Source organism: Massilia pinisoli, from assembly GCF_024753285.1.
GTDB lineage: Bacteria > Pseudomonadota > Gammaproteobacteria > Burkholderiales > Burkholderiaceae_D > Telluria > Telluria pinisoli.
The window spans coordinates 109929-135419 of the sequence record NZ_JANUGW010000003.1 but is presented as its reverse complement, the minus strand read 5'-3'; the positions used below and the strand labels follow the sequence as shown (position 1 = coordinate 135419).

The window sequence follows — 25491 nt, the reverse complement described above, 5'->3', positions numbered from 1 at the left end:
CGGCCGCATCCCGGCCTTGCCGCCCTTCGGTTGCATCCGTATCCCGGATTGCCTGCCGTGGTCGACTGTTCTCCACTGTCCGGTTCACCTCGAAGTACTCAGGACAACATTCGACGGAGACATACATGAACAACCTGCTGTACAAGGTCGACGACAGGCCACCCCTCATCACCACGACGCTGCTCGCCGCCCAGCACATGCTGGCCGCGCTGGGCGGCATCATCGCCGTGCCGCTCGTCGTCGGCGCCATCCTCAAGCTCCCGGCGGACCAGGTCGTCGCGCTCGTCAACGCGGCGCTGCTGGGCTCCGGCATCGTCACGATCATCCAGTGCAAGGGCATCGGGCCGATCGGCATCCGCCTCCCGTGCGTGATGGGCACCAGCTTCGCCTTCGTCGGCGCGGCCATCAGCATCGGCTTCGAACACGGCGTGCCCGGCATCCTCGGGTCGTCGCTGGCGGGCTCCGTCGTCATGATCGTCGGCAGCTTCTTCATGCCGCAGATCCGCAAGCTGTTCCCGCACCAGGTGACCGCGGTCGTCGTCACGATGATCGGCCTGTCGCTCGTCCCCGTCGCCGTCGACTGGGCGGCCGGCGGCAAGGGCGCGGCGGACTACGGCGCGCCCACGAACCTCGTCATCGCGCTGGTCGTGCTGGCCATCGTCGTGGCGCTGGTCCAGTTCGGCAAGGGCATCATCTCCGCGTCGGCCATCGTGATCGGCATCGCGATCGGCTACGCCATCTGCCTGGGCCTGGGCCTCGTCGACTTCTCGAGCGTGCACCGGGCCGCCGTGTTCGCGCTGCCGCAGCCGCTGCACTTCGGCATGAGCTTCCCTCCGAGCGGCATCCTCGCGATGGGCCTCGCCTACATCGTCACGATGGTCGAGACGACGGGCACGTTCATGGCGCTGGGCGCTGCGACGGAAACGAAGATGCGAGGCACCTTGCTGAAGCGCGGCGTGCTGTGCGACGGCGTCGGTTCCGCGTTCGCCTCCACGTTGGGCGCGCCGCCGATGTCGACGTTCGCGCAGAACGTCGGGGTCATCTCGCTGACCGGTGTCGCCAGCCGCCACGTCGTCGCCCTCACCGGCTTGATGCTGGCGCTGGCGGGCCTGTTCCCGGTGCTGGGCGCCGTCGTCGTCACGATCCCGCAGCCCGTGCTCGGTGGCGCGGGCCTCATGATGTTCGCGATGATCCTCACGGCCGGCGTGCAGATGCTTGGCAAGGTCGAGCACGACAAGCGCACCGGCCTCATCATCGCCGTGTCGATCGGCTGCGGCCTGGCCGTCAGCGTGCGACCGGAACTGCTGGCGAAGCTGCCCGCATTCGTCAACGAGATCTTCGGCTCCGGCATCAGCACGGGCGCCATCGTGGCCGTGCTGCTGAACCTCGTGCTGCCGAACCGTCCCGTGGAAATCCACGACGACGAAGAAGACGTCCCGCAACCGTTACTCGTGAAAGATCTGGAAGCGGTCTGACGGGACGCAGTCCGTGCCGCGCCGGCCCGTGTCATCGACATGCGCCGGCGCGGTTCTTATCCCGACATTGTTTCCGCAGTGCCCGCGCATTGTTTCCGCAGTGTTGAAAACCAAAAAGTGGAAAACGTATGAGCAAAACTCTCCTGATCAAGAACGCGCGCGTCCTCGTGACGATGGACGATGCGCGCCGTGAAATCGCCGATGGCGCCGTCTTCATCCGCGACAACGTGATCGAGCAGGTCGGCCCGACGGACGACCTGCCGCAAGCGGCCGACGAGGTGATCGATGCGTCCGGTCACGTCGTCATCCCTGGCCTCGTCAACACGCACCACCACATGTACCAGAGCCTCACGCGCGTCATCCCCGCCGCGCAGGATGGCGAGTTGTTCAACTGGCTGACGAACTTGTATCCCGTGTGGGCGAACCTCACGGGCGAGATGATCCACGTGTCGACGCTGACGGCGATGGCGGAGCTCATTCTGTCCGGCTGCACGACGAGCAGCGACCACCTGTACATCTACCCGAACGATTGCCGCCTGGACGACAGCATCGAGGCCGCACACACGATCGGCATGCGCTTCCACGCGGCGCGCGGCGCGATGAGCGTCGGTCGCTCGCAAGGCGGCCTGCCGCCGGACAGTGTCGTCGAGACGGAGGCTGCGATCCTGCGGGATGCACAGCGCCTCATCGAGACGTACCACGACGCTTCACGTCACGCGATGCAGAGAGTGGTCGTGGCTCCGTGCTCGCCCTTCTCCGTGTCGCGCGACCTGATGAAGGAAGCGGCGCTGCTCGCGCGCAGCCACGGCGTGTCGCTGCACACGCACCTCGCGGAAAACGTCAGCGACATCGCGTACAGCCGCGAAAAGTTCAACATGACGCCGGCCGAATACGCGGAAGACTGCGGGTGGGTCGGCCACGACGTGTGGCACGCGCACTGCGTGCAACTGGACGACGCGGGCATCCGCCTGTTCGCGCGCACGGGCACAGGTGTCGCGCACTGCCCGTGCTCGAACATGCGGCTCGCGTCCGGCATCGCGCCGGTGCGCAGGATGGTGGACGCGGGCGTGCCCGTGGGCCTCGGCGTGGACGGCAGCGCATCGAACGACGGCGCGCACATGCTGGGCGAGGTACGCCAGGCGATGCTGCTGCAGCGCGTGGGCTTCGGCCCGGATGCGATGACGGCGCGCCAGGCACTGGAACTGGCCACCCTCGGCGGCGCGAAGGTGCTGAACCGCGACGACATCGGCAGCATCGCGCCGGGCATGTCGGCCGACATCGCGCTGTTCAAGCTGGATGGCGTCGGCTTCGCCGGGGCGCTGCACGATCCGGTGGCGGCGCTCGTGTTCTGCACGCCGGCCAACGTGAATCACAGTGTCATCAACGGCAAGGTGATCGTGAAGGATGGCGTGCTGCGGACGGTCGACCTGCCCGTCGTGCTGGAGCGGCATAACCGGCTGGCGCAGGAGCTTGCTTTAAAAGCCGCGTAACCAGCCGCACCAAAAGCAAACGGCCCATCTACCGCGAAGTAGATGGGCCGTTTTGCATGCGCCGGCGGCAAGGCCGCCAGGGCGCTTGAAACGATTACTGCAGCTTGATTTCGACGTCAACGCCAGCCGGCAGGTCCAGCTTCATCAGCGCGTCGACGGTCTTGTCGGTCGGGTCCACGATGTCCATCAGACGCTGGTGCGTACGGATTTCGAACTGGTCGCGCGAGGTCTTGTTGACGTGCGGGGAACGCAGCACGTCGAAGCGCTGGATGCGGGTCGGCAGCGGGACCGGGCCCTTGACGACTGCGCCGGTACGCTTGGCGGTGTCGACGATTTCCAGGGCGGACTGGTCGATCAGCTTGTAGTCGAACGCTTTCAGGCGGATACGGATTTTCTGATTCGGAGCGGACATGCTATTTCCTTAAAAAAGAACGAACCGGCACGGGGCCGGCAATCAAAAGTCAGGTACTGCGTGTACAAGGTGAGACTAACTGCGAGGGGACGGCAGTATAACACCCTTTCACCCTCAACTGCACAAACAGAAGGGACAGAACTTGCGCTCTGCCCCTTCTGTCGTATTGCTACTACTTAGATGATCGCTAAATTAGGCGATGATCTTGGCAACCACGCCGGCGCCGACGGTACGGCCACCTTCGCGGATTGCGAAGCGCAGACCTTCTTCCATCGCGATCGGAGCGATCAGCTTGACGGTGATCGACACGTTGTCGCCCGGCATGACCATCTCTTTATCGGCCGGCAGAACGATCGAACCGGTCACGTCCGTCGTACGGAAGTAGAACTGCGGACGATAGTTGTTGAAGAACGGGGTGTGACGGCCGCCTTCGTCCTTCGACAGGACGTACACTTCGCCCGTGAAGTCGGTGTGCGGCTTGATCGAACCCGGCTTGGCCAGAACCTGACCACGCTGGACGTCTTCACGCTTGGTGCCGCGCAGCAGCAGACCGACGTTGTCGCCAGCCTGACCCTGGTCCAGCAGCTTGCGGAACATTTCCACGCCGGTGCAGGTCGTCTTGACGGTGTCGGTGATGCCGACGATTTCGATCTCTTCGCCGACCTTGATGATGCCGCGCTCGACACGACCGGTCACCACGGTACCGCGGCCCGAGATCGAGAACACGTCTTCCACCGGCATCAGGAAGGCGCCGTCAACGGCACGTTCCGGCGTCGGGATGTAGGTGTCCAGTGCGTCGGCCAGCTTCATGATGCACTCTTCGCCCATTTCGCCAGCCTGGCCTTCCAGAGCCATACGTGCCGAACCCTTGATGATCGGCAGGTCGTCGCCCGGGAACTCGTACTTCGACAGGAGCTCGCGCACTTCCATTTCGACCAGTTCCAGCAGTTCTGCGTCGTCGACCAGGTCGCACTTGTTCAGGAACACGATGATGTACGGAACACCCACCTGGCGAGCCAGCAGGATGTGTTCGCGCGTCTGCGGCATCGGGCCGTCGGCAGCGGAGCACACCAGGATCGCGCCGTCCATCTGGGCGGCACCGGTGATCATGTTCTTGATGTAGTCGGCGTGGCCCGGGCAGTCGACGTGAGCGTAGTGGCGGTTGGCCGTCTCGTACTCGACGTGTGCGGTGTTGATCGTGATGCCGCGTGCTTTCTCTTCCGGAGCCGCGTCGATCTGGTCGTACGCCTTGGCTTCGCCGCCGAACTTCTTCGACAGAACGGTTGCGATTGCAGCCGTCAGGGTCGTTTTGCCGTGGTCAACGTGACCAATGGTGCCGACGTTCACGTGCGGCTTGGTCCGTTCGAATTTTTCCTTTGCCATTTTGATCTTCCTTTAAAAGAACAATTATCTAGTTTTTGTTCAGGCCGGGCGGGATACCACCCGGCCTGCTGGTCTGTATTACTTGGCTTTAGCCGTCACGATGGCGTCCATCACATGCTTCGGTGCTTCAGCATAGTGCTTGAATTCCATCGTGTAGGTCGCACGACCCTGGGTTGCCGAACGCAGCACGGTCGAGTAACCGAACATTTCCGACAGCGGGACTTCGGCCTTGATGATCTTGCCGCCGCCACCCGGGATCTCGTCCATGCCCTGCACCATACCGCGGCGGGACGACAGGTCGCCCATCACGGTACCGGCGTAGTCTTCCGGCGTTTCCACTTCCACGGCCATCATCGGCTCGAGGATGACCGGGTTGGCGCGACGGCAGCCTTCTTTGAATGCCATCGAACCGGCCATGCGGAACGCGTTTTCGTTCGAGTCCACGTCGTGGTACGAACCGAAGGTCAGCGTGACTTTCACGTCGACCACCGGATAGCCGGCCATCACGCCGCTCGACAGCGTCTCGCGCACACCCTTCTCGACTGCCGGGATGAATTCGCGCGGGATCACGCCGCCCTTGATGGCGTCGATGAACTCGAAGCCTTTGCCCGGTTCCTGCGGTTCGATCGACAGCACGGCGTGGCCGTACTGACCGCGGCCGCCCGACTGCTTGACGAACTTGCCTTCGACGTCGCTGACCGACTTGCGGATCGTTTCGCGGTAGGCCACCTGCGGCTTGCCGACGGTCGCTTCCACGCCGAATTCACGCTTCATGCGGTCGACGATGATCTCCAGGTGCAGCTCGCCCATACCACCGATGATGGTCTGGCCCGATTCTTCGTCGGTACGCACGCGGAACGACGGGTCTTCCTGAGCCAGACGGTTCAGTGCCAGACCCATTTTTTCCTGGTCGGCCTTGGTCTTCGGCTCGACGGCCTGCTGGATCACCGGCTCCGGGAACACCATCTTTTCGAGGATGATCGGTGCCGACGGGTCGCACAGCGTTTCGCCGGTCGTCGCTTCCTTCAGGCCGACAGCAGCGGCGATGTCGCCGGCGCGGACTTCCTTGATCTCTTCGCGCTGGTTCGCGTGCATCTGCAGAATACGGCCGACGCGTTCCTTCTTGCTCTTGATCGGGTTGAACACGGTGTCGCCCGACTTGATGACGCCCGAGTACACGCGGAAGAAGATCAGCTGGCCGACGAACGGGTCGGTCATGATCTTGAATGCCAGCGCGGCAAATTTCTCATCGTCCGATGCGCTACGGGTGACCGGCTGGTCGTCCTCGTCGGTACCGCTGACCGGCGGAATGTCGACCGGCGACGGCAGGTACTCGATGACCGCGTCCAGCATGGCCTGCACGCCCTTGTTCTTGAAGGCGGTGCCGCACATCATCGGAACGATTTCCGAAGCGATGGTGCGCTGGCGCAGTGCGGCCTTGATCTCGGCTTCCGTCAGTTCGCCTTCTTCGAGGTATTTGTTCATCAGGTCTTCGTTCGCTTCAGCAGCGGTCTCGACCAGCTTCTCGCGCCATTCCTTGGCCGTTTCCAGCAGTTCGGCCGGGATCTCGCGGTAGTCGAACTTCATGCCCTGCGACGCGTCGTCCCAGTAGATCGCCTGCATCTTGACCAGGTCGACCACGCCGAGGAAGTTGTCTTCGGCGCCGATCGGGATCTGCAGCGGGATCGGGTTGGCCTTCAGGCGCGCGCGCATCTGCTCGTACACCTTGAAGAAGTTCGCACCGGTACGGTCCATCTTGTTGACGAACGCCAGACGCGGGACTTTGTACTTGTTAGCCTGACGCCACACGGTTTCCGACTGCGGCTGCACGCCACCGACTGCACAGTAGACCATGCAGGCGCCGTCCAGGACGCGCATCGAACGCTCCACCTCGATGGTGAAGTCGACGTGGCCCGGGGTATCGATGATGTTGAAGCGGTGCGGCTCGAAGTTGTTGGCCATACCCTTCCAGAAGCAGGTCGTCGCTGCCGAGGTAATGGTGATGCCGCGCTCTTGCTCCTGCTCCATCCAGTCCATGGTTGCTGCACCGTCGTGCACTTCACCGATCTTGTGGTTCACACCGGTGTAGAACAGGATGCGCTCGGTGGTCGTCGTCTTACCGGCGTCGATGTGAGCGGAGATACCGATGTTACGGTAGCGCTCAATAGGGGTAGTGCGTGCCATAAATTTTCCTAACTTTTGAATGGACAAAACCGAGCAGCATTCTGGTGATCAAAATGAGCTCGGCCTGAACAACTGATACTGCATGGCCGCACGACCCCGGGGGCGTTCTGCCCCCAAGGAAGTTGGCCATTCGCTTAGAAGCGGAAGTGCGAGAACGCCTTGTTCGCTTCAGCCATGCGGTGGACTTCGTCACGACGCTTCATCGCGCCGCCGCGGCCTTCTGCGGCTTCCATCAGCTCGCCACCCAGGCGCTGCTGCATGGATTTCTCGCTACGCTTGTTTGCGGCTTCGCGCAACCAACGCATAGACAGGGCCATACGGCGGACCGGACGCACTTCAACCGGCACCTGGTAGTTGGCGCCACCGACGCGGCGGGATTTCACCTCGACCATCGGCTTGCAGTTGTTGATCGCGGTTGCGAACACTTCCAGCGGGTCCTTGCCCGACTTCGACTGGATGTAGTCGAAGGCACCGTAGATGATGTTTTCTGCGACCGACTTCTTGCCGGACAACATCAGGACGTTGACGAACTTGGCGAGATCGATGTTGCCGAATTTCGGATCCGGCAGAATTTCGCGCTTGGGTACTTCACGACGACGTGGCATTTCAATTCCTTCCTGTCTTCAGTTGAGTGCTTGCGCACTCGCGAAAGGCCATCATGACCCTTCACTTACTCGGCCTTCCGGCCGCCTCAACTAACTCAATATTAATTTACCCAGATTGCAAGAAGATTACTTCTTGGCAGCCTTGGCACGCTTGGCACCGTATTTCGAACGGGCCTGCTTACGGTCTTTCACGCCCTGGGTATCCAGTGCACCGCGGACCATGTGGTAACGCACACCCGGCAAGTCTTTCACACGACCGCCGCGCAGCAGCACGACCGAGTGTTCCTGCAGGTTGTGGCCTTCACCGCCGATGTACGAAATGACTTCGAAACCGTTGGTCAGGCGAACTTTGGCGACTTTACGCAGTGCCGAGTTCGGCTTCTTCGGGGTCGTCGTGTAGACACGGGTGCAAACACCGCGCTTTTGCGGGCAGTTTTCCAGTGCCGGCGACTTGCTCTTCACAACCGCGGCTTCACGCGGCTTGCGAATCAGTTGATTGATGGTTGGCATCGTTCAAAAATCCAACAAAATGACTACTAGTTGATGACCCGGGGCTCTTGCTTCCCGGGGGCTGAAACCTTGTCCCGACAGGGTCCGTACAGGCGACGACAGCCACTCACCAGCGGGAGCGGCTGTTATGCGTAAACCATGTGCAGAATAATTCGAGAACTCGCGAGTATAGACCTGAAGCAGGGCCGGGTCAACAAACTTGCTGACCATGCACCTCGACAGCGGCTGGAGGATGTGCAAACGCCAAGAGATTGTCGTATCAAGGCTACAACCAGTGTACGCCGGATTTCATCCATTGTGCAGTGGGAATAGCGTTACCTGTGGCAAAAATCGGATAATAGCCGCCTTCGCCCTTTCCGGCCGCATACGCACGCTTCGATGTCATTCCTGCTACGCCCGCGCAACCTGTACGTCGCGCTCACTTATCTGCTGTTGTCCTGCGTGCCGTACGTGGCGCCCCTGTTCGGCCTGCCGCTCGCGCGGCCCGCCCAGATCGCCGGCGTGGAACTGCTGGCCTGGCTGGGCGTGTGGGCCGTGTTCAAGCGTCCCGCCTGGTTCCACTGGCTGCTGCTGCCCGCCTTCCTCGCGCTGCCCGTCGAGCTGTACCTGTACGCGTTCTACGGCCAGGGCATCTCGACGCACCACCTCGGGATCATCGCGGAGACGAGCCCGGCCGAAGCGATGGAATTCCTCGGCAACAAGGTCTGGCTGCTGATCGGTGTCTTCATCGGCATGGTCGCGTGGTTCGTGACGAGCTGGATCGCGGCCTGGCGCACGCGCGACCTCGACTGGGCGGACGTGTCGCGTCCCGTCGTCCTGGTCGTGCTGGCACTCGTGGCCGCCGTGTTCGGCTACGGCGTGAAGTACGGCGTCGCCCCGCCGCCGCTGGCGGGCCATGGCGGCCCGGCATCAAGCGGCGTCCGGCTCGTGAAGGCATCCGCGTCGGACAGCCTCGATGCCGCCAGCGAAGAGACGGCGCCGCCCCGCCCGTCCAGCGTGCCCCGCCCCGCCTCGCTGCCGCCGCTGGCGCGCTGGATGAAGCTGCCGTTCGACCTCGACACGTTCGCCCGCTCGTGGCCGTTCGGCCTGGCCGCGCGCGGCGTCGACTTCTACAAGGAGCGGGTCTACCTGGCCGACCTCAACCGCCGCAGCGCCAACTTCCACTTCCGCGCCCACCTGGCCGAGCCGAACAATGACCCGCAAATCGTCGTGATGGTGATCGGCGAATCGTCGCGCTACGACCGCTGGAGCCTCAACGGCTACGACCGCGACACGAACCCGCTGCTGTCGCAGGAACCGAACGTCGTCCCGCTGCGCGACGTGATCACGTCCGTGTCCGCCACGCGCTTGTCGGTGCCCGTCATCATCTCGCGCAAGCCCGCCACGCAAAGCCTCAAGGACGGGTTCTCGGAAAAATCGTTCCTGACCGCGTTCAAGGAGGCGGGCTATAAAACGTTCTGGCTGTCGAACCAGATCTCGTTCGGCAAGTTCGACACGCCCGTGTCCGTGTTCGCGAAGGAAGCCGATGTCGTCGACTTCCTGAACCTGGGCGGCTTCACGGACAATTCGAACTACGACGAAATCCTGTTCGGCCCGCTGAAGCACGCCGTCGCGGACCCGGCGCCGAAGAAGCTGATCGTGCTGCACACGCTGGGCAGCCACTGGAACTACAGCCACCGCTACCCGAAGCAGTTCGACAAATGGCTGCCGTCGCTGTACGGCATCGACAAGCCCGTCTACACGGACATCAAGATCAAGGATAAGCTGAACAACAGCTACGACAGCTCGATCCTGTACACGGACTGGTTCCTCGACCACGTCATCGGCACGCTGAAGGAGGCCGATGCTCCGGCCGCCATGCTGTACGTGGCCGACCACGGCCAGACGCTGTACGACAACAGCTGCCGCCTCGCCTTCCACGGCCACAACACGCAATACGAATTCCACGTCCCCGCGTTCGCGTGGTACTCGGACACGTATGCCGAACGTTACCCGGACAAGGTCGCGCAACTGCGCCGCCACCGCAAGGCGAAGCTGGCGACGGAAAACATGTTCCACACCATCCTCGACCTGGGCGACGTGCGCTACCCGGACGAGCATCTGGACTGGAGCTTCGTGAACGCCGCGTTCAAGCAGCACAAGCGCTATGTCGACAGCTACGGCTGGACGGACTACGACAACGCCACCATCAAGGGCGATTGTCACGAAGTGATTGCCAAAGGCAAGCCGCTGCCGCGGGACTGAAGCGAAAGAAAGGCGTGGTGAATGTCGGCCCGCCGTCAGCGCAAAATTGCAGACAGCGAATGAAAAGCATTGATGGCCTTTCTTGACGCGAGTGACCGGTCCTGGCCACTCGCGGCCGTTTAGCGCATAGACAGCAAGCGGCCGACTATTTCGGCTGTTCCAACTTATGCATGATTGCGGCCACGCGCGGCATGACGACCTGCTGGCCGGCCTGCATGGACTCTGCCATCAGTTGCGGCATTGTCGCGAGCATCTTTGTCCCGACCGGTGTCTTGTAGAACGCGGCGATCTGGTGCAATTCGTCGACGGTGAAATGACGTGCGTAGATTTGCGCGGTGGCCCGCAACATCTCGTCCACCAGGGACGGATCGCCGAACACGCCGTCGAAAAGTTTTACTGCCTGTGGCAGCTCCTTGTTCAGCTTCTCGTGCGCGTTTTTCTTTTCGGCCGCGTTCAGCTTGGGATTGTTGTCGATCGCAGCCGTTGCGCCCTGGGTCATCATGGCGGGCATCGTCCGCCGCATCTGTTCCAAAGTGCCTTGGGCAACGGCGCGGTAATTCATCGCCTCGAACAGCTCGCCGGTGGCGGCCAGCGCCGCCGGGTCGGCGGCGGCCTGCGGCGCTGCTGCCGCGTTCTGTGCAAAGGATAAAGGGGTGACGAAGGCCAAAGAAACGGCGAAGGCGACCAAGATTTTTTTCATTTGTAGCGTGTCCCGAGTGATGGAAATCGCCCGCACGCGGCGCTGCAGCAGGCTGGCGATCAAGATACATATGCTTGACAGGAGTCGGTCGTAACCGCCTTCTCCTGGCCAGACTTGTCCGGTCAAGTCAGCATAGCATCTCGCCGAAGTGGAAAAGTCGCACAATGTCACGAAAGGCAGCAGCCGACTGCTCATTCAACGGGTCGACGCAGCACACTCGGCAAATCGCTGTGCAGGTGTTTGGTCCGCGGCAACCTCGCCACGCCGCCGCTGCGCGGCGCCGCCGGATGATTGGTGGCAACAAATTATGGCGGGTTTCCAGATTATCAAGACCGTCCGCGGTGTCCGCCCTGCCGCCGCGCGGACGGTCGCGGACGGGGCCGTGTCCGCCTTCCGGCCCAATGAAATCAATGACTTGGCATCTGGCACGGATCATGCAAATACGACACCGTCCATCCAACGTGTCCACATCATGATCCGCGATACATCCGAACAAGACGCCGTCCTCATCCCGCCGGCGGGCCACAAGCTGAAGCGCCGCGCCCTCTGGATCGGCAGCGCCGTCGTCGTGGCCGCCCTGTGCGCCGGCCTCGTGTCCACGTGGCGCGGCAGCGAGGCGTCCGTCAGCGCGGCGCGCCTGCGCATCGCCGAGGTCACGCGCGGCACGCTCGTGCGCGACGCGTCCGTCAACGGCCGCGTCGTCGCCGCCGTCAGCCCCACGTTGTACGCCAAGGCGCCGTCCACCGTGAACCTGAAAGTGGCCGCCGGCGACACGGTGAAAAAAGGCCAGGTGCTGGCCGTGCTGGAATCGCCCGACCTGACGGACGTGCTGAAGCGCGAAGTGTCCGCCTACGAAGGCTTGAAGGCCGAGGTGGCGCGCCAGCAGATCCTGTCGCGCAAGCAGAAGCTGCTGGCGCAGAAAGAGGCCGACACCGCCGAGATCGACCGCCTGTCCGCCCAGCGCACGCTGGAACGCTACGACAGCGTGGGCCAGGTCGGCATCATCGCGAAGAACGACTATCAGAAGGCGCAGGACGCGGTGCAGTCGGCCCAGATCCGCGCGAAGCACGCGAGCGAAGCCGCCGTGCTGGAAGGCGAGGACGTGGCGCTTGCGCTGAAGACGAAGATGAACGACCTCGAACGGGCGCGCCTGTCGATGGAGGAAGCGCAGCGCCGCGTGGACGAGCTGACCGTGCGCGCGCCCGTCGACGGCTTCATCGGCACGTTGAACGTGCAGGACCGCATGGTCGTCGCCGCGAACGCGCCGCTGATGACGCTCGTCGACCTGTCGAAGCTCGAAGTCGAACTCGAGGTGCCGGAGACCTATGCGGCCGACCTGGGCCTCGGCATGAACGCGGAAGTGGCCCTGCCCTCCGGCACCGCGACGGGCAAGCTGTCCGCGCTGTCGCCGGAAGTCGTCAAGAGCATGGTGCTGGCGCGCGTGCGCTTCGATGGCGAGCAGCCGAGGGGCCTGCGCCAGAGCCAGCGCGTGACGGCGCGCCTGCTCATCGAAGAAAAGCCGAACGTCCTGATGGTGCAGCGCGGCCCGTTCGTCGAAAGCGAAGGCGGACGCTATGCGTACGTCGTGCGCGACGGGATCGCCACGCGCACGCCGATCCGCATGGGCGCGACGAGCCTGTCCGCCGTCGAAATCCTCTCCGGCCTGAAGCAGGGCGACCGAATTGTCGTCGCCGGCACCGATGCCTTCAACAACGCACAACGCGTCTCGATCAACCAATAACGAACCCAAAGGATCCGCCATGCTGCGCATGACCAATCTCTCCAAGGTGTACCGCACCCACATGATCGAGACGCACGCGCTGCGCGGCTTCGAGATCGAAGTCAAGGAAGGCGAATTCGTCACGGTGACGGGGCCGTCGGGCTCGGGCAAGACGAGCTTCCTGAACATCGCCGGCCTGCTCGAGGAATTCACGGCGGGCGAGTACATCCTCGACGGCGTCAACGTGAAAGGCCTGGACGACGGTGCGCGCTCGCGCCTGCGCAACGAAAAGCTGGGCTTCATCTTCCAGGGCTTCAACCTGATTCCCGACCTGAACCTGTACGACAACGTCGACGTCCCGCTGCGCTACCGCGGCTTCAACGCCAGCGAGCGCAAGAAGCGCATCGAGGACGCGCTGTCCAAGGTCGGCCTGGCCTCGCGCATGAAGCATTATCCGGCCGAGCTGTCCGGCGGCCAGCAGCAGCGCGTGGCCATCGCGCGCGCGCTCGCGGGCTCCCCGAAGCTGCTGCTGGCGGACGAACCGACCGGTAACCTCGATACGCAGATGGCGCGCGGCGTGATGGAACTGCTGGAAGAGATCAACGCGGCCGGCACGACGATCCTGATGGTCACGCACGACCCGGAACTGGCCGTGCGCACGACGCGCAACGTGCACATCATCGACGGCCAGGTGTCGGACCTCGTGCGGCGCGGCCCGACGCTCGTCGACATCAAGTCCGCCACCGCCGCGACTCCCGTTTGAAAGGACGCATCATGTTCGGCTATTACTTCAGGCTCGGCGTGCGCAGCCTGCGCCGCAACCCCGCCCTCACGGCGCTGATGATCGTCACCCTGGCCGTCGGCGTGGCCGCCAGCGTCTCCACGCTGACGATTCTCCACATGATGTCGAGCGACCCGATCCCGGCAAAGAGCGACCGCCTGTTCGTGCCGCTGATCGACCCGGGTCCCGTGAAAGGCTATACGCCGGGCGAGCGGCCGGACGACATCCAGATCACGTACCAGGACGCGCTGAACATGCTCAAGAGCGGCCAGGGCGTGCGCCGCACGGCGATGTACGGCGTCGAGGCGTCGGTCGAGCCGCCGCGGCGCGAGATCGCCCCGTTCAATATGGGCGGCCTCGCGCCCACGCGCGACTTCTTCGCCATGTTCGACGTGCCCTTCGACTACGGCCAGCCGTGGACCGAAGCGGACGAGGCACGCGGCGCCGACGTCGTCGTGCTGAGCCGCGCGATGGCCGACAAGCTGTTCGGCGACGTCAACCCGGTCGGCCAGCGCCTGAACCTGATGGGTTTTCCTTTCACCGTCGTCGGCGTCGCCGCCAAGTGGAAGATGCTGCCGCGCGTCTATCAGCTGCAGGGCGGCTCCCCATATGCCACCGGCGAGGAATTCTTCATGCCGCTGGCGACGGCCGTCCGCCACGAAACCCAGCACCGCGGCGGCATGACCTGCTCCGCGAACATCGGCCCGGGCTTCGCCGCGCGCCTCGCGTCCGACTGCACGTGGATCACCGCGTGGTTCGAAACCGCGTCGGCCGGCGATCGCGCCGACCTGCAATCGTGGCTCGACAACTATGCGGCCGAACAGCGCAAGCTGGGCCGCCTGACGCGCAACGCGCCGAACCAGCTGTTCGACGTCCAGGGCTGGATGGAATACACGCACGTCGTCGGCAAGGACAGCAAGCTGCAGACCTGGCTCGCCTTCGGCTTCCTCGCGCTGTGCCTCGTGAACACCATCGGCCTGTTGCTGGCCAAGTTTTCCGTGCGCGCCGCCGAAATCGGCGTGCGGCGCGCACTGGGCGCCTCGCGCGCCGAGATCTTCCGCCAGTTCCTGATCGAGACGGCCGTCGTGGGCCTCGTGGGCGGCGTGCTCGGTCTCGTCCTCGCGTTCGGCGCACTGGCCCTGATCCGCATGTCGAGCGATTCGATGGCGACCGTCGCCCACATGGATTGGGAAATGCTGGGCCTGACCTTCGTGATCTCGGTCGGCGCCGCCATCCTGGCCGGCCTGCTGCCGACCTGGCGCGCGTGCCAGGTCACGCCGGCCATCCAGCTCAAATCGCAATAAGGCCCGAGGAGAACGTCATGGAATTCCGTCCCATCCTGTCCGCGCTGCTGCGCAACAAGACCGGCCCCCTGCTGGTGGCCCTGCAGGTCGCACTGAGCCTGGCGATCCTCGCCAACGCCGTGCACATCGTGAACGAACGGCGCGCCGTCATGTCGCGTCCTTCGGGCCTCGCCGACGAGCATGCAGTCTTCCACATCTCGGTCCGCACGCTCAGCAACGCCACGCCGGAGCAGCAGCTGGCCGACATCAAGCGCCAGACCGAGGTGCTGCGCGCCGTCCCCGGCGTGGTCGCCGCGGCCCAGGTCAGCCAGGTGCCGATGTCGCGCAGCGGCAGCAACACGAGCATCGTGCTCGATACGCGCCAGGAGCGCCCCAGCACCGACGTATCGACGTACGTGTCGGGCGATTCGCTCATCAAGACGTTCGGCCTCACGCTCCTCGAGGGCCGCGACTTCCAGCCGCAGGAACTCGTCGACGTGAACGAAGCCACGGAGGACGTGTATCCGCCTGGTGTCATCATCACGAAACCGACGGCCGACAAGCTGTGGCCGGGCACCAGCGCGGTCGGCAAGACGATCTACTTCGGCATCGGCGCCGACGCCCATCCGGCGCGCATCATCGGCGTGGTGGAGAACCTGATCAGCGCGCACGCCGAGACCAGGGACAAGGGCATGCACTCCGTGCTGATCCCGCAGCGCCAGTACGGCGGCGGCCGCGGCGCGCTGTACGCCGTGCGCACGGAACCGGGCCAGCGCGACCGCGTGATGAAAGAGGCGGAAGCGGCGCTGCGCAAATCGTCGGCCACGCCGATGATCATGGACCTCAGGACCACCGACGACGACCGCAAGAACCGCTACCGCGGCGACGCCGCCCTGCAGTGGATGCTGATCACGGTGAGCGCGCTGCTCGTGCTGATCACCTGCTCCGGCATCGTCGGCATGGCGAGCCTGTGGGTCACGCAGCGGCGCAAGCAGATCGGCGTGCGCCGCGCGCTGGGCGCGAAGAAGTCCGACATCCTGCGCTACTTCATCACGGAGAACTTCATGATCACGAGCGCCGGCGTATTCGGCGGCGTGGCGCTGGGACTCGCACTGAACCAGCTCCTCGTGAGCCAGCTGGAAATGGCGCGCCTGCCAGCCGGCTACCTCGTGTTCGGCGCGCTCGGCTTCTGGCTGCTGGGCGTGCTCGCGGCCTACGGCCCGGCGTGGCGCGCGGCCAGCATCTCTCCGGCGACGGCGACCCGCAGCGTGTGATCCGGGAGTGATATGCTAGCGGGCATGCCTACCGTATTGATCATCGACGACAACGCCGCCGTCGGCATCGCGCTCGACGTCCTGTTCTCGCTGCACGACATCGCGTCGCTGCGCGCCGCCTCGCCCGAGGAAGGTCTTGCCATCCTCGCGCGCGAGCCCGTCGACCTGGTCATCCAGGACATGAACTTCACGGCCGACACGACGTCCGGCGAGGAAGGCGTGGCGCTGTTCCGCGAGATCCGCACGCTGTACCCGGACCTCCCCGTGATCCTGCTGACGGCGTGGACGCACCTGGACGCGGCCGTCGACCTGATCAAGGCCGGCGCCGCCGACTACCTGTCGAAGCCGTGGAACGACGACCGCCTGCTCGCGACAGTGACGAACCTGATCGAGCTGGGACAGGCGAACCGCGCCCTCGGCCAGCGCCTGCAGCGCGAACGCCGCGCGCGGCGCGAGCTGGAACAGAATTTCGACCTGCGCAGCCTCGTGTGGGCCGACCCGGCCACGGAACGCGTGCTGAGCCTCGCCTGCCAGGTGGCGCGCGCCGACGTGCCGGTCCTGATCACGGGGCCGAATGGCACGGGCAAGGAACGCATCGCCGAGATCATCCAGGCCAACTCGATGGTCCGCGACGGCCCGTTCGTCGTGCTGAATTGCGGCGCGCTGCCGTCGGAACTGATCGAGGCCGAGCTGTTCGGCGCCGACGCGGGCGCGTACACGGGCGCATCGAAGGCGCGCGAAGGCAAGTTCGAGGCGGCCGACGGCGGCACGTTGTTCCTCGACGAGATCGGCAACCTGCCGCTGGCCGGCCAGATGAAACTCCTGCGCGTGCTGGAGACGGGACGCTTCGAGCGCCTCGGCTCGAACCGCGAGCGCCAGGTGAAGGTGCGCGTGATCAGCGCGACCAACGCGGACCTCGCGGCGATGATCCGCGCCGGCACCTTCCGCGAAGACCTGTTCTATCGCCTGAACGTGATCGAACTGAAGCTGCCGGCGCTGGCCGCGCGCCCCGGCGACATCCTGCCGCTGGCGCACGGCTTCCTCCCGCGCGGCAAGACGCTGCATGCGGGCGCGGAAGCCGCCCTGCTCGCCCACACGTGGCCGGGCAATGTGCGTGAACTGAAGAACGTGATGGCGCGCGCGAATCTGCTGGCCCAGGGTGACATGATCAAGGCGGCCGACCTCGGCCTGCCGCTGCCCGCCGGCGGCGCATCCGACGCGGAACCGGACCGCGACGCCATCATGCAGGCGCTCGCGCGCGCGGGCGGCGTGATCGCGCAGGCGGCCGCGGAACTGGGGCTGTCGCGCCAGGCCCTCTATCGCCGCATGGAGCGACTGGGCATCGCCCGCGCCGCATGAAGTTTCGCCTGTCCCTCGTCACGCGCTGGTCGGCTTTGGTCGGCACGCTGCTGGCGGTCGGGATCCTGATCGCGCTCGCGCTCGACCACCTGCTGCCTGGCCAGCCGCTGGCCGTGCTGGGCATCTGCCTGCTGTGCGTGGTCCCGATCTCCATCATCACCCTGCGCTCGCAGGTGCAGCCGATCCTGTCGCTGTTCCGCGCCCTCGAAGGCACGGTCACGAGCTACCGCGACGGCGATTTTTCGTTCAGCCTGCACTGGCCGCAGAACGACGAGCTGTCGGACCTCATCGCCGCCCACAACGCGCTGGGCGAAGTGCTGCGCGAGCAGCGCCTGGACCTCGTGCAGCGCGAACTGCTGCTCGACACGATGGTGCAGAACACGCCCGTCGCGATGCTGCTCGTGACGCAGCCGCCGGGCGCGCCCGACCGCGTGATCGTCTACGCCAACGTGGCCGCGCGCCAGCTGCTGTTCGACGGCGCCAAGCTGGAAGGCCATGCGCTGCACGACGTGCTGGCCAGGACGCCCGCGCTCGTGGAGGCGCTGGCGCGCGGCGGCGACGGCCTGTTCACCGCGGGCGACGGCGACGAGGAAGAGGTCTACCACCTCGCACGCCGCAACTTCAGCCTGAACGGCCGGCGCCACGAACTGCTGTTGCTGCGCCAGTTGACGGCCGAGCTGCGGCGCCAGGAAGTGCAGACGTGGAAAAAAGTCATCCGCGTCATCAGCCACGAGTTGAACAACTCGCTGGCCCCGCTCGCGTCGCTCGCGCATTCCGGCACTGAGCTTGTGCGCCGTGGCCAGACGGAGCGCCTGCCGCAGATCCTGCAGACGATCGGCGAGCGTACGCGCCACCTGGAGAGCTTCATCCTCGGCTACGCGCGCTTCGCCAAGCTGCCGGCGCCCCGCGTCGAGACGATCGCCTGGACCGACTTCGTCGCCGGGCTGGCAGACCAGGTGACGTTCCGCCTCGGTGGCGAATTGCCGGAGACGCCCGCGCACATCGACCGCGCGCAGCTGGAACAGGCCCTCCTCAACCTTTTAAAAAACGCCCACGAATCCGGGTCGCGTCCCGAGGACGTCGAACTGCAGGTGCGGCGCGTGCAGGATGTGGTCCGCATCGACGTGCTGGATCGCGGCACCGGCATGAACGACGCCGTGCTGACGAACGCGCTCGTCCCGTTCTACTCCACGAAGCGCAGTGGCACGGGCCTCGGGCTCGCGCTGGCGCGCGAAATCGCCGAAGCGCACGGTGGCCGCATCACCCTCGGCAACCGCGAGGGTGGCGGGCTGGCGGTCACGCTGATCCTGCCCGCTTAAATTCGGGGTCAGAGCACATTTTTTCAGCGACATCCGGCGAATTCGGCGCCATTCCAGGTACTTGACTGCCGGATGGGAGACGTTGAACGCAACTCGAAATTACAAAGTGCTCTGACCCCGAATTCTGGAATGAAGCGCACGATCGTGCGATACTTCCCCTTTCGTCGATGTTGGAGCACGCGCAGGATGATGCGACTTCCCCTGTTTTGCCTGACCGCGCTGGCGCTCGCCGGCTGCGTCCAGTCCCCGGCCACACGCACGGCCGCCGCGCCCGCGCCCGCGCAACCGCCGCAACAACAACAGGCGGGCGAGGACTGCGCGCCGCCCGTCTATCCGTCCGAAGCCGTGCAGGCCCGGATGACGGGCGTGTCGATGATGGCCTTCCTCGTCGGCAGCGACGGCACCGTGCGCGATTCGCGACTGCTCAAGTCGAGCGGCTACGCGATCCTCGACCGCACCGCCGAAGCCGCGCTGCGGCTGTGCCGCTTCAAGCCCTCGGTCAAGAACGGCCACACGGTCGCGGCCTGGCAGCCCGTCCAATATGCATGGTCGCTGCCGTAATGTCGAAAGCCGGCGATTCCCGTTTTTCCCTGCCGGGCCACCCGCCCGCCACCATCACCGAGTTCGAAGGCGTGCGCTCGCTGCACCTCGGCACCTCATGGGTCCAGGGCGCGATGCGCCTCGCGCGGCCCGACGCGATCGAGCTCGAATACGTGCAGATGATGATGATGTGGATGCTGTTCCTGGCCGAGCCGCGCCGCATCGTACAACTGGGCCTCGGCAGCGCCGCGCTGACGAAGTTCTGTTACCAGCGCTTCCCGCAGGCGCAGGTGACGGCCGCCGAGCTGAATCCGAACGTGATCGCCATCTGCCACGCACACTTCGGCCTGCCGCCCAATGACGCGCGCCTGGACGTGCGCGAGACGGACGCGCTCGACTTCGTGCTGGACACAGCCAACCACGGCACCGTCGACGTCCTGCAGGTCGACCTGTACGACGAGGAAGCGCGCGGCCCCGTGCTCGACACGCCCGAGTTCTACGCCGCCTGCGCCGCCTGCCTCAAGACTGGCGGCATCATGACGGCCAACGTGTTCGGCGATTTTTCGAACTACGACAAGAACCTCGACGCGATGCGGGAAGCGTTCGACGCCGCCGTCTGGCTGCCCGAAGTCCACGACGCCAACATCGTCGTCGTCGCGTTCAAGGACGCGCCGCAGATCGATTTCGCCGTGCTGTACGAGCGCGCGGCCGACATCAAGCGGCGCTACAACCTGCCGGCCAAGAACTGGGTCAACGGGTTGAAGGAGTGGATGCGCGATCACCTGGCGTGACGACCGGCGCCGCCGCCGCCGCCGGCATCGCCGCGCGCCACCAGTCGCCGCCGTCGTGCGGCTGCGCCAGCGACAGGCGCTCGCCCATCATCGGCGTCGTCACGTGCACGCCGGCCGCCGCCGCGAGCGCGCGGATGCGCTCGAACGGCTCGTACCACGGATGCAGCGCCAGGTCGAACGTGCCGTTATGGACGGGCATGAGCCAGCGCCCGCGCAGGTCGAGGTGGGCCTGCAGCGTCTCTTCCGGATGCATGTGCACCTCGGGCCACATCGTGTTGTAGGCGCCGTTTTCCAGCAAGGTCACGTCGAACGGGCCGCAGCGCTCGCCGATGGTCTTGAAATCGTCGTGGTAGCCCGTGTCGCCGCTGAAGAACAGCTTCAGCCCGGACGCTTCGATCACCCACGATACCCATAGCGTGCGGTCGCCATCGCGCAAGCTGCGACCGGAGAAATGCCGCGACGGCGCGGCGGTCAGGCGCAGGCCCTCGACGTGCGTCGTCTGCCACCAGTCGAGCTGACGCACCCTGGCCGCGTCGACGCCCCAGCGCACGATGCGGTCGCCGACGCCCAGCGGCGCGATGAACACGTCCGTCTTCGGGATCAGGCGCACGATGCTGTCGTAATCCAGGTGGTCGTAATGGTCGTGCGACAGGATCACGCCGGCGAGCGGCGGCAGCGCGTCGATGCCGATCGGCGGCGCGTGAAAACGCTTCGGGCCTGCCCATTGCACCGGCGCCGCGCGTTCGGAAAATACGGGGTCCGTGAGCCAGTAGCGGCCGTCCAGCTTGAGCAGCATGGTCGAATGACCGAGTCGCCACAGGCTCGCGTCCGGCGCAGAGTCGATGTCGGCCGCCGTCAACGCGCGCACGGGCAACGGCACGTCCGGCACCGCGGTCTTCGGCTTCGTCGTCGACACTTTCCAGAACAGCGCCAGCATCTCGAGGACGCCCTGGCGCCGGCGCGGGACGACGTTGCGGAAACGCCCGTCGGGATGACGCGGCGCGATGGTGGTGATCGGTTCAGGCATGGTGGTGACGATGACAGGACAAGGACCGATCATCGCACGTTCCGTAGAGGCCTGCCGGCTCAGCGCCGAACGGCCACGCGGGCAGCGGCCGACAGGCAAGCCGGACGCCATCGTATGTACGCACAACAGCCACACCCGGTAAAAAATCATTACGGAGCGGTTACACGTGAGAATCTGCGCATTTTTACAGTTACGCACGGTGTATATTGCGACGGCAACGCTTGCATGTCACATTTCGTTACCGGAACAGGAATTCATGAAGATCGTCCGCTTCGCCGCGGCCGCCGCGATCGCGCTGGCCAGTTGCACGCTCCACGCCCAGGAAATCAGCCAGGCGACCGCGCCGCCCACTGCGGCGCCGCCCGTTTCGCCGGCCGTCGAGAACTCGGTGGTCAAGATCTTCAGCACGCTGCGCCGCCCGGACCCTTTCAAGCCCTGGACCAAGGCGACGCCGCAGGACGTCACGGGATCGGGCGTCGTCATCGAGGGCAAGCGCATCCTCACCAATGCCCACGTCGTCGGCTATGCGAGCCAGGTGGAGGTGCAGGCCAGCCAGGATGGCGACAAGGTCGGCGCCACCGTCGTCGCGATCGCGCACGACATGGACCTCGCGATCCTGAAGCTGGACGACGAATCGTTCTTCGACAAGCACCACCCCGTCAAGCGCACGAACGCACTGCCGGACGTGCGCGAGGCCGTGATGGCCTATGGCTACCCGGTCGGCGGCACGTCGCTGTCCGTCACCAAGGGCATCGTGTCGCGCGTGGAGTTCGTCCCCTACGGCCACGGCACGGCGGGCCTGCGCGTGCAGATCGATGCGGCGATCAACCCGGGCAACAGCGGCGGGCCCGTGATCGACGGCGACAGGATGATCGGCCTCGCGTTCTCCGGCGCCACGAACGCCCAGAACATCGGCTACGTGATCCCGAACGAGGAAGTGGAGCTGTTCCTGCGCGACGTGGCCGATGGCCGCTACGATGGCAAGCCGCAGCTGCTGGACGATATCCAGACCCTCGAAAACCCGGTGCTGCGCCAATACCTGAAGCTCGACAAGTCGGTCGACGGCGTCGTCGTGCACCGCCCCTACCGCAGCGACGAGCAATATCCGCTGAAGGAATGGGACGTCATCACGCACATCGGCGAGTACCCCATCGACGACCAGGGCATGGTCAGGTTGGGACCGAACCTGCGCGTGCGCTTCAAGTACCGCGTGCAGCAGGTCGCGAAGAACGGCAAGGTGCCGCTGACCATCGTCCGCGCCGGCAAGACGATGCAGGTGCAGGTGCCCGTCGGTGGTCCGCGTCCGCTGCTGATCCCGCCGCTGGAGGGCAGCTATCCGCCGTACTTCGTGTACGGCCCGATCGTGTTCTCGCGCGCCACCATCGACTACGTGTCCTTCCTGAACACCAACGTGAATCTGCTGAACGGCTATGGGTTCAACGCGAGCCCGCTCGTGACGCGCCGCGGCGACGAGCCGGACGCCCAGCGCGAGGAACTCGTCGTCGTCAGCTCGCCGTTCTTCCCGCACAAGCTCGTCGCCGGCTACAGCAACCGCTTCGGTTCCGTCGTCGAGTCCATCAACGGCGTGCCGGTGCGCAGCCTGCGCCACCTCGTGACCCTGCTGCGCGACCTGAAGGACGACCTCGTCGTGCTGCGCTTCGACCAGCGCTTCGGCGAGACGATGGTCCTGCCGCGCAAGGCGATGGTCGACGCGACCGACGCGGTCCTGCAGGACAACGGCATCCGCTCGCAGGGGTCGCCCGACATGATGGACGTCTGGAACGGCAAGAAGAACTGATGACGTACCCGATGTCCTGGCGACGCCACGCCCGCCGCGCAGCCGTCGCGGCCACGTGCATGACGGCGCTGTGCGCGGGCGCGAGCGCGCCCGCGCTGCCCTCCCCTGCCCAGCTGGCCGCGCTGGCCTTTCCCGGCTGGAGCGACAGCACGGCCGGACGCGTGCACAGCGCCACGCTGCCGCCCCTCCCCGGCATGGCGCGCGGCATCTATGCCGGCTGGAGCACGGGACCGAACCGCGTGCTCGTCGAACCGAAGCTGGTGGTGCGCACGGATGCGTCGCACCTCACGCTCATCGCGGGCCTCGTGCCCGCCGGCGACGACGGCCGCGCCAACACGACGCACGCGACGCCGATGGCGCTGGCTGCGTATCAATTCGAACAACGCGGCACGGCATGGGGTGTGACCGGACGCCAGGGCATCTTCGCGCTGCGCGGCTTTTCCGGCGCCGCCGCCGTGCGCGAAGTCGCGCTGGCCGCGCGGCGCCGCGCGGTGGCCGTCGAATACGGCAGCTGCTGGCAGGGTTACTGCGGCACCTGGCTCGCGGTGTACGAAGCGGGCCGCGACATGGTCCGGCGCGACCCGGCCGTGGAGCTCGCGCTGTCCGGCATCAACGTCGACAGCGCGCCGGATTGCCAGCGCCGCCTGGCGCCGCCCGTGAAGCCGCATGCGTCCGATCCGTCCGCGCGCGACGGCGGCGGCAGCACGACCGACGCACACGATTGCTACGCGATCGAAAGCACCTGGACGATCGACGCAACGCACGAGCAGCCCGGCGACCTCACCATCCACTACCAGGGCGCGATCAGCCGCGCGGAAGCGCCGGCGGCGCCGCCCTCCGCGATCGACCAGCGCGAGATCCTCCGCTACGGCAACGGCAAGTACCGCGCGGTGTCCGGGTTCTCGCCGGTGCCGGCGATTTAAGGCTGCTTGGGAGCGTCCTTCTTGACGGGCGTGAAGTTCAGGTCCTGGAAGTCGTAGCTGAAATCCGTCTCCGTGGAGATGGGCTGCATCCGCATGCGCTCGATGCTGCCGTCCGGGTTCAGCGCGAACGTCACGTAGGCGTCGGCGTTGAAGTTGCGCTCCTTCCAGCGCACGATGAACGTGTCGTACTGGAAGTGTTCCAGCTCGCCCGTCAGGTCCGGCGTGCGCGACAAGGTCAGCACCTGCTTGCCGCCCACGTTGCGGATCGTCGCGAGGCCGTACCACGGGTCCTCGTAGTCGCCGTCGTACGCGGCGGGCGCCAGCGACGGCTGCGACTTTTCCGCGCGCGCGGCGTTCGCCTTGCCGAGGCGTTCCAGTTCCTTCGCATGGTTCTCGTCTTCGACGGCTTTCACGGTGCCGATCCAGTCGGTCGCCGCGGCCGGGTTCAGCATGCGGTCGAGCAGCTGGTACTGCAGCGCATTCAGCGAGCCGCCGCTTTCCGCATTCGTGAGAATCGCGATGCCCAGCTTTGCTTCCGGCACGAGCACCACCTTCGAATAAAAGCCCTGCAACGCGCCGCTGTGCATCGCGAGCAGCTTGCCCTGCCAGTCGCGCAGCTGGAAGCCGAGGCCGTAGGCGAGGAAGTTCGGGCGCGTGGCGGCCAGCTTCGGATTCGGCTCGGTGATGCGCATCGGCGTCTGCGCCGTCCACATCTCGCGTGCCTGCTTCTCGCTGTACAGCCGCACCACCTTGCCGTTCGCATCCGTGCCCACGCGGCCGCCGGCCAGCAGCACGTTCATCCAGCGCGCGATGTCCTCCGCGTCGGTGTTGATGCCGACGGCGCCCACGGCGTTCGGCACCGGCATCGCCTTCACGGCCGCGATCTTGTCGTTGATCTTGCTGTGCGCGTTCGCCACGTCCGGATTGCGCGCGTTCTGGGCGACACTCGTCGTCGTCGCCGTCATGCCCACCGGCCGCAGGATGCGTTCGCGGATCGTCTCGCCCCACGTCTTGCCCGACTTCGCGGCGATGATCTTGCCCGCGACGATGTACAGCAGATTGTCGTACGCATAGCTGCTGCGGAAGCTCGTGGCGGGGCGGATGTAGCGCAGCTTGTGGATGATCTCGTCCGTCGAGAAATTCGTCGTCGGCCACCACAGCAGGTCGCCGGCACCGAGACCCAGACCGCTGCGGTGCGTGAGCAGGTCGCGCACCGTCATCTCGTGCGTCACGTACGCGTCGTACATCTGGAAGTCGGGCAGGTGTTTCGTGACGGGGTCGTCCCACGCCAGCTTGCCTTCGTCGACGAGCATCGCCAGCGCGGCCGCCGTGAACGCCTTCGAGTTCGACGCGATCTCGAACAGCGTCCTGGCGTCGACCTTGTCCGGCGCGCCCAGCTTGCGCACGCCGAAGCCGCGGGTGGCGACGACCTTGCCGTCCTTGACCACGGCGATCGCGATGCCGGGCACGTCGAACAGCTTCATCGTGCGTGTCACGTCGTCCGCCAGATGGGCGTTCAGGACTGCGGCGGCATCGACGGCGGCGACGGTGGCGACAGGTGGTGCAACGGGAGCGGTGGACGTCTGCGCCAGTGCGGCGCCGGAACAAGCGAGCAGGATCGCTGCTGCGATTCGATTCATGGCGTGGATTCCTCGATGGTGGACGGTCCCGGA

At 65.5% G+C, this 25491-nt stretch carries 21 protein-coding genes; 13 read left to right on the top strand and 8 right to left on the bottom strand.

Annotated elements, in window-relative coordinates:
* Nucleotides 1-125 precede the first annotated feature (125 nt).
* Nucleotides 126-1475, top strand: coding sequence for a nucleobase:cation symporter-2 family protein (locus NX784_RS04795; protein ID WP_258815550.1), 1350 nt, complete (start codon nt 126-128; stop codon nt 1473-1475).
* A 128-nt stretch (nt 1476-1603) separates the two neighbouring features.
* Entirely contained in the window at nt 1604-2965 is a 1362-nt protein-coding gene (locus tag NX784_RS04790; protein ID WP_258815549.1) for an 8-oxoguanine deaminase, read from the top strand.
* Between the two features lie 94 nt (nt 2966-3059).
* Here NX784_RS04790 and rpsJ read toward each other — a convergent pair whose 3' ends face one another.
* From rpsJ to rpsL, 5 genes are all read right to left on the bottom strand, one after another.
* Nucleotides 3060-3377 carry a 30S ribosomal protein S10 gene (gene rpsJ / locus NX784_RS04785; RefSeq protein ID WP_005663509.1) on the bottom strand — a complete coding sequence of 106 codons (318 nt, stop codon included), beginning with the start codon at nt 3375-3377 and terminating at the stop codon, nt 3060-3062.
* A 192-nt stretch (nt 3378-3569) separates the two neighbouring features.
* Nucleotides 3570-4760, bottom strand: a complete 1191-nt coding sequence (tuf, locus tag NX784_RS04780; RefSeq protein ID WP_258815504.1) for an elongation factor Tu — start codon at nt 4758-4760, stop codon at nt 3570-3572.
* 78 nt (nt 4761-4838) lie between these two features.
* Nucleotides 4839-6944: an elongation factor G gene (gene fusA / locus NX784_RS04775; protein ID WP_258815548.1), complete on the bottom strand. Its 2106-nt coding sequence runs from the start codon at nt 6942-6944 to the stop codon at nt 4839-4841.
* 134 nt (nt 6945-7078) lie between these two features.
* Nucleotides 7079-7549, bottom strand: coding sequence for a 30S ribosomal protein S7 (rpsG, locus tag NX784_RS04770; RefSeq protein ID WP_166857969.1), 471 nt, complete (start codon nt 7547-7549; stop codon nt 7079-7081).
* A 126-nt stretch (nt 7550-7675) separates the two neighbouring features.
* On the bottom strand, nt 7676-8059 hold the full coding sequence (gene rpsL, locus NX784_RS04765; protein WP_005663517.1) for a 30S ribosomal protein S12: 384 nt from the start codon (nt 8057-8059) through the stop codon (nt 7676-7678).
* Between the two features lie 378 nt (nt 8060-8437).
* Here rpsL and NX784_RS04760 point away from each other — a divergent pair, with 378 nt between their 5' ends.
* A complete protein-coding gene (locus NX784_RS04760) occupies nt 8438-10303 on the top strand; it encodes a phosphoethanolamine transferase (RefSeq protein ID WP_258815547.1) in 1866 nt (621 codons plus the stop codon).
* A 145-nt stretch (nt 10304-10448) separates the two neighbouring features.
* Here NX784_RS04760 and NX784_RS04755 read toward each other — a convergent pair whose 3' ends face one another.
* On the bottom strand, nt 10449-11066 hold the full coding sequence (locus tag NX784_RS04755) for a DUF2059 domain-containing protein (RefSeq protein WP_258815546.1): 618 nt from the start codon (nt 11064-11066) through the stop codon (nt 10449-10451).
* A gap of 409 nt (nt 11067-11475) precedes the next feature.
* Here NX784_RS04755 and NX784_RS04750 point away from each other — a divergent pair, with 409 nt between their 5' ends.
* The 8 genes from NX784_RS04750 to NX784_RS04715 all read left to right on the top strand — a co-directional run bounded on the left by NX784_RS04750 (nt 11476) and on the right by NX784_RS04715 (nt 20070).
* A complete protein-coding gene (locus tag NX784_RS04750) occupies nt 11476-12744 on the top strand; it encodes an efflux RND transporter periplasmic adaptor subunit (protein ID WP_258815545.1) in 1269 nt (422 codons plus the stop codon).
* Nucleotides 12745-12763: 19 nt separating this feature from the next.
* Nucleotides 12764-13486 (top strand): ABC transporter ATP-binding protein, encoded by a 723-nt coding sequence (locus NX784_RS04745; protein WP_258815544.1) that lies wholly within the window; start codon nt 12764-12766, stop codon nt 13484-13486.
* An 11-nt stretch (nt 13487-13497) separates the two neighbouring features.
* On the top strand, nt 13498-14808 hold the full coding sequence (locus NX784_RS04740; protein WP_258815543.1) for an ABC transporter permease: 1311 nt from the start codon (nt 13498-13500) through the stop codon (nt 14806-14808).
* Between the two features lie 17 nt (nt 14809-14825).
* Nucleotides 14826-16061 carry an ABC transporter permease gene (locus NX784_RS04735; protein WP_258815542.1) on the top strand — a complete coding sequence of 412 codons (1236 nt, stop codon included), beginning with the start codon at nt 14826-14828 and terminating at the stop codon, nt 16059-16061.
* A gap of 24 nt (nt 16062-16085) precedes the next feature.
* Complete coding sequence (locus tag NX784_RS04730; protein ID WP_258815541.1) at nt 16086-17420, top strand: sigma-54-dependent transcriptional regulator; 1335 nt, start codon at nt 16086-16088, stop codon at nt 17418-17420.
* Complete coding sequence (locus tag NX784_RS04725; RefSeq protein ID WP_258815540.1) at nt 17417-18739, top strand: sensor histidine kinase; 1323 nt, start codon at nt 17417-17419, stop codon at nt 18737-18739. The genes NX784_RS04730 and NX784_RS04725 overlap by 4 nt, the downstream gene beginning before the upstream one ends.
* Nucleotides 18740-18925: 186 nt before the next feature.
* The gene (locus NX784_RS04720; protein WP_258815539.1) at nt 18926-19300 is read left to right on the top strand and encodes an energy transducer TonB; all 375 of its coding nucleotides are present in this window, start codon (nt 18926-18928) and stop codon (nt 19298-19300) included.
* Nucleotides 19285-20070, top strand: a complete 786-nt coding sequence (locus tag NX784_RS04715) for a spermine/spermidine synthase domain-containing protein (protein ID WP_258815538.1) — start codon at nt 19285-19287, stop codon at nt 20068-20070. Before NX784_RS04720 ends, NX784_RS04715 begins: the two co-directional genes overlap by 16 nt.
* On the opposite strand, the gene NX784_RS04710 is transcribed toward NX784_RS04715, so the two are convergent.
* Entirely contained in the window at nt 20030-21097 is a 1068-nt protein-coding gene (locus NX784_RS04710; protein WP_258815537.1) for an MBL fold metallo-hydrolase, read from the bottom strand. The genes NX784_RS04715 and NX784_RS04710 overlap by 41 nt on opposite strands.
* Before the next feature lie 256 nt (nt 21098-21353).
* Here NX784_RS04710 and NX784_RS04705 point away from each other — a divergent pair, with 256 nt between their 5' ends.
* On the top strand, nt 21354-22895 hold the full coding sequence (locus tag NX784_RS04705) for a S1C family serine protease (RefSeq protein ID WP_258815536.1): 1542 nt from the start codon (nt 21354-21356) through the stop codon (nt 22893-22895).
* A complete protein-coding gene (locus NX784_RS04700) occupies nt 22895-23818 on the top strand; it encodes a hypothetical protein (protein WP_258815535.1) in 924 nt (307 codons plus the stop codon). Before NX784_RS04705 ends, NX784_RS04700 begins: the two co-directional genes overlap by 1 nt.
* Here NX784_RS04700 and NX784_RS04695 read toward each other — a convergent pair.
* Nucleotides 23815-25458: a serine hydrolase gene (locus NX784_RS04695; protein WP_258815534.1), complete on the bottom strand. Its 1644-nt coding sequence runs from the start codon at nt 25456-25458 to the stop codon at nt 23815-23817. The two genes, NX784_RS04700 and NX784_RS04695, sit on opposite strands and share 4 nt — an antisense overlap.
* Between the last annotated feature and the right edge of the window lie 33 nt (nt 25459-25491).